Annotated in this window: 1 protein-coding gene; it reads right to left on the reverse strand. The window is 74.9% G+C overall.

Annotation, left to right across the window (positions count from 1 at the left end; translation table 11 throughout):
• Positions 1-1,033: type I polyketide synthase (locus ACIQUT_RS40335; RefSeq protein WP_403570726.1), on the reverse strand; the 1,033-nt coding region annotated here is incomplete at both ends.

Consider the following 1,033-nt stretch of genomic DNA (forward strand, 5'->3'; position numbering starts at 1 on the left):
TCGACGGCGGTGAGGGAGTCGAAGCCGAGGTCCCGGAAGGCACGCTCGGCGTCGACCGCGTCGGCACCGGAGTGCCCGAGCACGGCCGCGACCCGGCCGCACACCAGGTCCAACAGCACACCCTCGTGCTCCGCCACCGGCAGACCCGCCAGCCGGGCCACGAGCGGCGAACCGGCCTCCGTACCGCCACCGCCGCCGCGCCGCTCCACCATGCGGCGCGCAGGCACCCGTACCAGGGCCCGCAGCAGCGCCGGCGTCGAACCCGCCGACACCGCCTGCGCACGCAGCACGGCAACGTCCAGGTGCATCGGCAGCAGCACCGCCGCGTCCACCGTCATCGCCGTGTCGAAGAGGGCCAAGCCCTCGCCGGCGGCGAGAGCTGCGACGCCGTCCCGGGCGATGCGGCGCAGGTCGACCTCGTCGAGCTGCCCCGCCATGCCACCGTCGACACCCGCCTGCGGGGCCCACAGGCCCCAGGCGAGCGAGGTCGCGGGCAGCCCCTGGGCACGCCGCTGCTCGGCCAGCGCCTCCAGGAACGCATTCGCGGCGGCGTAGTTCGCCTGCCCGCCCGCGCCGAACGCGGCGGCGGCGCCCGAGAACAGGACGAACGCCGACAGGTCGAGGTCTCGGGTGAGGTCGTGCAGGTTCCACGCCGCGTCCACCTTCGGACGCAGTACGGTCGCCACCCGCTCCGGGGTCAGCGAGGCCAGAACGCCGTCGTCCAACACACCCGCCGTGTGCACCACAGCCGTCAGCGGGTGCTCGACAGGTACGGACCCCAGCAGCCCGGCCAGCGCCTCACAGTCCGCGACGTCGCAGGCGACGAGGTCGACGTGCGCACCCAACTGCTCCAGTTCCGCGACCAGTTCGGCAGCGCCCGCGGCAGCCGTGCCGCGCCGGCTGGTGAGCAGCAGCCGCTGCACCCCGTACGCCGTCACCAGGTGCCGCGCGAACAGCCGGCCCAGACCACCGGTCGCACCGGTGACCAACACGGTCCCGGACGGGTCGCCCAGCACCGCGGCCGACACCTCGG

The organism is Streptomyces sp. NPDC090445, assembly GCF_044769385.1.
In the GTDB taxonomy this organism is placed as follows: Bacteria; Actinomycetota; Actinomycetes; order Streptomycetales; family Streptomycetaceae; genus Streptomyces.